The organism is Photobacterium sp. Ph5 (genome assembly GCF_022129445.1).
GTDB lineage: Bacteria > Pseudomonadota > Gammaproteobacteria > Enterobacterales > Vibrionaceae > Photobacterium.
Genome location: NZ_JADQAQ010000091.1, coordinates 1 through 5,866 on the forward strand (window position 1 = coordinate 1; position 5,866 = coordinate 5,866).

At 34.3% G+C, this 5,866-nt stretch carries 7 protein-coding genes; all 7 read left to right on the forward strand.

All coding sequences use genetic code 11. From position 1 onward, the window contains the following. Positions 1–152 precede the first annotated feature (152 nt). The 7 genes from I3259_RS19700 to I3259_RS19730 all read left to right on the forward strand — a co-directional run bounded on the left by I3259_RS19700 (position 153) and on the right by I3259_RS19730 (position 5,618). Positions 153–1,010 carry a PA4780 family RIO1-like protein kinase gene (locus I3259_RS19700; protein WP_238031375.1) on the forward strand — a complete coding sequence of 286 codons (858 nt, stop codon included), beginning with the start codon at positions 153–155 and terminating at the stop codon, positions 1,008–1,010. A 139-nt stretch (positions 1,011–1,149) separates the two neighbouring features. After that, the gene (locus tag I3259_RS19705; protein ID WP_238031376.1) at positions 1,150–1,662 is read left to right on the forward strand and encodes an RNA methyltransferase; all 513 of its coding nucleotides are present in this window, start codon (positions 1,150–1,152) and stop codon (positions 1,660–1,662) included. An 89-nt stretch (positions 1,663–1,751) separates the two neighbouring features. Then, a complete protein-coding gene (locus I3259_RS19710) occupies positions 1,752–3,644 on the forward strand; it encodes a hypothetical protein (RefSeq protein WP_238031377.1) in 1,893 nt (630 codons plus the stop codon). Continuing rightward, entirely contained in the window at positions 3,644–4,114 is a 471-nt protein-coding gene (locus I3259_RS19715) for a hypothetical protein (protein WP_238031378.1), read from the forward strand. Before I3259_RS19710 ends, I3259_RS19715 begins: the two co-directional genes overlap by 1 nt. 98 nt (positions 4,115–4,212) lie before the next feature. Then, positions 4,213–4,533: a hypothetical protein gene (locus I3259_RS19720; protein WP_238031379.1), complete on the forward strand. Its 321-nt coding sequence runs from the start codon at positions 4,213–4,215 to the stop codon at positions 4,531–4,533. A 9-nt stretch (positions 4,534–4,542) separates the two neighbouring features. Further along, on the forward strand, positions 4,543–4,872 hold the full coding sequence (locus I3259_RS19725; RefSeq protein ID WP_238031380.1) for a hypothetical protein: 330 nt from the start codon (positions 4,543–4,545) through the stop codon (positions 4,870–4,872). 137 nt (positions 4,873–5,009) lie between these two features. Further along, positions 5,010–5,618 (forward strand): 2OG-Fe(II) oxygenase, encoded by a 609-nt coding sequence (locus I3259_RS19730; protein WP_238031381.1) that lies wholly within the window; start codon positions 5,010–5,012, stop codon positions 5,616–5,618. The last annotated feature ends 248 nt before the right edge of the window (positions 5,619–5,866 follow it).

Here is a 5,866-nt window from a genome sequence, read left to right on the forward strand (position 1 = left end):
TACCTTGAAGTATAGGAGATAATTTAACAGTGGCTGTTAAATAGTGGTAATCAGGTAAAAATAAATAGACGTCAGTACTTGTTAAAAATTCACAGAAAGTGATAATGCGACAAAATTTAAAATTTTATTCTGTAATTAATAATGTAGGTGCAATGAAGATACCCCCACGATTACAACCCCTCGTAGAGGATGGGCTTGTTGATGATGTATTATCACAATTAATGAGTGGCAAAGAAGCTTCCGTATATGTTGTTCGCAGTGGTGGAAAGATCTGTTGCGCAAAAGTTTATAAAGAAATAGATCAACGTAGTTTTAAAAAAGCAGTCTCATATCGAGAAGGGCGAAAGGTACGTAATAGTCGTCGCGCACGAGCCATGGAGAAAGGCTCTAAGTTTGGTCGTGATGAGCAAGAAAAAGTATGGCAGCAAGCAGAAGTTGATGCGCTGTCGTTGTTAGCCAAAGCTGATATACGAGCTCCTGTTCCTTATGGTTGTTTTGATGGCGTATTGTTGATGGAGCTTATTACCGATGCTAATGGCAATGTGGCTCCGCGACTCAATGATATTATGCTAACGAAAGAGCAAGCATTACAGCATCATGAGTTAATGATTAATTACGTTAAGCGTATGTTATGCATCGGCCTTATTCATGGCGATCTATCAGAGTTTAATGTGTTAGTTGATGCCAATGGCCCTGTTATTATTGATTTACCTCAAGCAGTAGATGCTTCAGCCAATAATAACGCCAAATGGATGCTTGAGCGTGATGTTAAAAATATGGCTAACTATTATGGTCAATATGTACCTGAGTTGCTTGATACACAATACGCAAAAGAAATGTGGGCATTATTTGAAGCTGGAACATTAAAGCCAGAGACTGAACTAACGGGTATTTATGTTGAAAGTGATGTCGATGCGAATATTGATAGCGTGATGGCTGAAATTAATGCAGTGATGGAAGAAGCTGCACTTCGTCGTGCTCGCATCGCTGAACACGAAGAAATAGACTAACTCCTCATTATTAATTGCCTGTTCATTGTGTTCATCACGACTGAATACGAGCAGAACATCGATATCGTTATTATTAGAGCTTTGGTAAAATAAAGCTCTTATCCTCGTTTTTATTACAATGAAAAAGGTACATCTAGCAATGAAAGAGGCGTCAGTCATTATTGGGTTAACTAATCCTAAAAGCCCTACAAATGTTGGAGCGGTACTAAGAGCTGCCGGTTGTTATCAAGCGGATGCTGTTTTATATACAGGAACTCGTTATGATAAAGCGGCAAAGTTTCAAACTGATACGAAACAAATGCAGCAGACAATCCCTTTGACTGGCGTAGAATCAATGCTTGATGATCTACCCGTAGATATGAAGATTGTATGTGTCGACTTTGCAGAAGGCGCAACATTACTTCCTCATTTTACGCATCCAGAAAAAGCGATTTACATCTTTGGCCCTGAAGATGGTTCCATTGCACAAGATGTTGCAGACAGAGCCGATCATGTTGTTTATGTTCCTACTGTCGGGTGCATGAATTTAGCTGCCTCAGTAAATGTTGTGCTATATGATCGCCTAGCGAAACAACCAGATATGATCCAAAGTGATGAGCATATTCGTCAGAATCGTGACAATAAGAATAAGTTAAGAGTGAAAGTAAATTAACCTATCTATTACCGATTATAGTTCAATATAAATAAACTCTTTATGAGCAATTAATTGCGATTAATATCACGTGCAAAATGGTGCGTATGATGTATTATTTCGCAGGTTGCACTTTTGTGCTTTGTTTCTTGTTTATAAAGAGAAAAATAATGAAATTTACAAAAACTGCGTTGGCTATTTTAATCCCTGCTTTCTTAATTGGTTGTGGAGGTGGTGATAGTGATTCAGATTCGACAGTGCCACCAACACCAGATAAAACAATCCTAAATGCACAATTTATTGATAGTGCTGTTGCTGGGCTAAATTATGATTGCGGTGATAATTCAGGTCAGACAGACGTAGATGGTAAATTCAATACCCTAGAAGGGCAATTATGTAATTTTAGCTTAAATGATTTTGATTTAGGATCAGTTAAAGTATCAGCAGATTCACTTATTGTTACCCCATATGCTATTGCTGGTACAGCAACACAAGCTATAAAAATAGCTTCTTTATTACAAAGTATAGATGCTGATGGGAACCCAGATAATGGTATTGATGTTGCTGAATATGATGCATCAAAATTACCAAAAGATCTTTTTGAAAAAGAAGAAGCGGATTTCTTAAAAGCACTTATAGATGCTGGTGTTCCAAGTGGAAATATTGTTTCATTTGCTGATGCAAAAAAACACTTAGATGAAAATGTACCAGAACTGAAAGGTTTTCATAGTACTGCAGTTCAAAAAATAATTACTGATGTAGAAGCAATTATTCCTGATTTACATAAACAGAACTACCAGGAAAAATTAGCAGACTATAAGAAAATTCTTGAACAAGGTGATGATAGTAACAATGCAGATATCGATGTGCTAAAGGCCGCGATCGAAATTGCAGAAGTACTAAATGATGATCACGTTAAACAGCGTATTGAATTTGATTATTCTAAGGTGAGTAATCCTCTCTTTACTTATGATAGTTTGTTACCACAGGCATTAGATTATGCCATTAATAAAACACCTGAATTAGTTATTAAAGGTGATTTTGATAATAGCTTAGCATCAACAGATGAAGATGCTAAAGTTTTATTTGGTTTGGCAAATAAGCTGATTGCAGCCAGTGATAAGCTTGCTGTGAGCTTTGCTGATGTTAACCGCGTTGCTGAATATAATAAAAGTGAAGAAAACCGCTTAACTTATCAAAATGCACAATCACTTCGTGCCGTAGCGCTAACTGTTGCAAATATCTTAAGTACAATTTCTGCATATAATGCAGGTAGTGATGAAAACTACTTGGTACAAACAGCTGAAAACTTAACAGTGAAAGCTGGCAAGTATGGTGATATTAATCCAGATCCAGTTGAATATGAGTTTGGTTATGTAGGATCTGTTGATTATCCTATTGCTTCTTCTGAGTATGAGCGAGCTTCAGCATTTCCTGTTGAGTGGATTGAAGATAAAACTGTATTTACATTACGCCAAGATCCTATTTATTTAGCAACAGCTTTAAAATCATTACGTGATGCTGTTGAAATCGCAGATACTAAAGTGGATTTATCTGAGTTTTTAAATAAAGAAGAACTTACAGATCTAGAACCATTACTCGATAACTTGAATAAACACTTACAAGCAGAGAATGGGGCTGATGTGTTATTTGATTTTTCAGATGATGATGTAAAAGCGAAATTGAATATTCAAGCAGCATACAATCTAAATACAGCGATTGGGAGAGATGATTTAGCTATTTCTGAAAATAAATATACATGTGAAATAGATAATGAGATGTCTACGTATATGAACTCGCCTACTTGTTACATAAAACAGTATAAAGGAGAGTATTTAGGTAATGATGATTCTTATGGCTATATGTTAGAAGGGATGCCCGCGGATCATGAACTTAACTTTACTGTGATTGGCGGTAAGCTAAATACGATCGTTACTTCATGCGAAGAAAAGAATAGTGATGGTGTTTTTGTACAGTGTGATTTTCTTACCACTCTTCAATAATGCTTAAAGTATTACTTGCACTAATTGCATGTTTACAACCGTTAGTAGCATTTGCTACTAACGGTATTTTTGTTATGAATGGTGTGACCCATGAGAGCTATAACCAAATTAATAATCAACCTGTCTTAATTTATCGAATTAAAGCAGAGCAGCAAAAAGAACTCGTAAATTTAACTCGAAAAACATCGTTAACAGCACTTATGTATAATGAAATAGCTGCAAAAGAAAGATTTAGCTATTTCAATGGAACGATAACGTTATCGGATAAAGATTATGTGAACTTCAATTCGGCTTATTACTTTAATGGTCAATTTATAATGACTCAAGCATATGGCTACATTAATAATCAGCGTTTTTTTAGCTCAAAAGTAATATTTAATGAAAAATCACTAATAATTCAAGCAAAAAGAATTTTAATTGAAGATGAAAAAGGAAAGCATTCCTTAATTGATTACTCATATACTCTATAAGTTAAGACGTACTTAACCCTCCCTTAAAAATATTTATATTTCTAACTATTAGTCTGCAGCGTATGCTTTTTAAAATTCTTATATGAAAAGAAAAAAGCATGAATATTTGTATAGATAACAACCGACATTTACGTAAGTTTTTCCACCAACATGCTTGTTACGAAGAAGCAATTATGTGCGATCTTCACGAGCGATTACCGCACTTATTAACGTTACATAATGGTAAAATAAAATCAGTACCTCATGCTTTTTTTTCTAAATCAAGAGTTTTAGAATACAAAATTATTGTAAAACCAGATGTTGCATTTAGAGTAGCTTTTACAGTGAAAGATGAAATACTGACAGTTATTTTCATTAGTGAGGTACTCATAAAAGCACATTTTTGTAAGTTGATAGCGAAAACAGATTTACTTGATTAAGAGGCTACGATGTCAAAGTTACATATTTCTCAGGTTGAATCAGGTTGTGAACGTTTTTTAAAGTCGATGCAGATTGGTGATGCATTTGAAGTACTGACTTTTAAAAAGGATCGTGGTTTTAAAGTATTAAAACACTCATCTACAGATTATGTGTTTAAACAGTTTGGCTACATTGATCAGAATATTATCTCTGAAGCTAGCGCATTGAAAAAACACATTAAAAAAGCCATTAAAATAGAATTTCCGAGAAGTAATATTGCATGGATTGAACATTTTCATGGTGTAGATTCGATTGATGAATTAAGTAAAAGTCAGCAAAAACAGTATCATTTATTTTAATAAGAAATGATATTTATTATTAATGATGTAATAAGGTATTACAGCAGTAGAAAAATTGCACTTGAGTATAAAATTTCTGATTTGTACTAAACATAAACAGGATATATAAATCGTTTTTTATTTCGATTGGAACGAATATGAATTACGACAAACTTATTGATGCTTTATTTACGCAAGGTTGGTTTGTCTGGGATGACTTTTTAACTCAGGATGAGGTTAAAGAACTTAAAGCTTGTATTCCAGAAGATTGGAGCCAAGCAGGTATTGGTCGAAACGATGAATACACAACCCGAAAGTCTATTCGAAGTGATAAAATTCAATGGTTGTCGGCTGAAATGGGAGAGCCTGTTACCGATTTCCTACAGCGAATGAATGAAATTCGCTCAGAAGTGAATCGTCATTTTTTCCTTGGATTATTTGAATATGAAGCGCATTTTGCCAAATATGAGCAAGGTGATTTTTATCAAAAACATTTAGATTGTTTCCGTGGTCAAGAAAATCGTAAATTGACAACGGTATTTTACCTAAATGATGATTGGCAACCAGAGCATGGTGGTCGTCTAAAAATGTATGATTTAGACGATAATGAATTAGCAACGTTAGATCCAAAAGCAGGGCGTTTAGTTGTATTCTTATCTGAAATGTTTCCTCATGAAGTGCTGCCAGCAACACAACGTCGTTTTAGTATTGCTGGTTGGTTTCGAACTAATGGTGTTACTGGAAATCAATTAGATATTTCTCGTTAATTAGTGATAAAAAGGAGCTTTATGGCTCCTTTTTGTATTTTCGATATGTAACATATTAGAATTTAATATTGAAATTTTGAATTAAGCTCGAAGCTATTCATATTGATTATATCTATGATTCTAAATAATAAGATATATAAATCAGAAAGACATTTTTTATATAAGAAAACCTGATTACCACTATTTAACAGCCACTGTTAAATTATCTCCTATACTTCAAGATATTGAAGTATAGGAGTGACGTTATG